The organism is Paenibacillus sp. GQ49, assembly GCF_059759055.1.
In genome coordinates this window covers 1-384 of sequence record NZ_JCAXEL010000057.1, presented here as the reverse complement: position 1 = coordinate 384, position 384 = coordinate 1, and the positions used below count along the sequence as shown (strand labels likewise).

Below are 384 nucleotides of genomic sequence, written 5' to 3'. Positions count from 1 at the left end.
TGGGCACTCTAGATAGACTGCCGGTGACAAACCGGAGGAAGGTGGGGATGACGTCAAATCATCATGCCCCTTATGACCTGGGCTACACACGTACTACAATGGCCGGTACAACGGGCTGCGAAATCGCGAGATGGAGCCAATCCCAACAAAGCCGGTCTCAGTTCGGATTGCAGGCTGCAACTCGCCTGCATGAAGTCGGAATTGCTAGTAATCGCGGATCAGCATGCCGCGGTGAATACGTTCCCGGGTCTTGTACACACCGCCCGTCACACCACGAGAGTTTATAACACCCGAAGTCGGTGGGGTAACCGCAAGGAGCCAGCCGCCGAAGGTGGGATAGATGATTGGGGTGAAGTCGTAACAAGGTAGCCGTATCGGAAGGTG

Annotated in this window: 1 rRNA gene; it reads left to right on the top strand. The window is 55.7% G+C overall.

What is annotated here, in order from left to right:
- Nucleotides 1–384, top strand: a 16S ribosomal RNA gene (locus tag AC6CIF_RS31915); the annotation flags it as partial.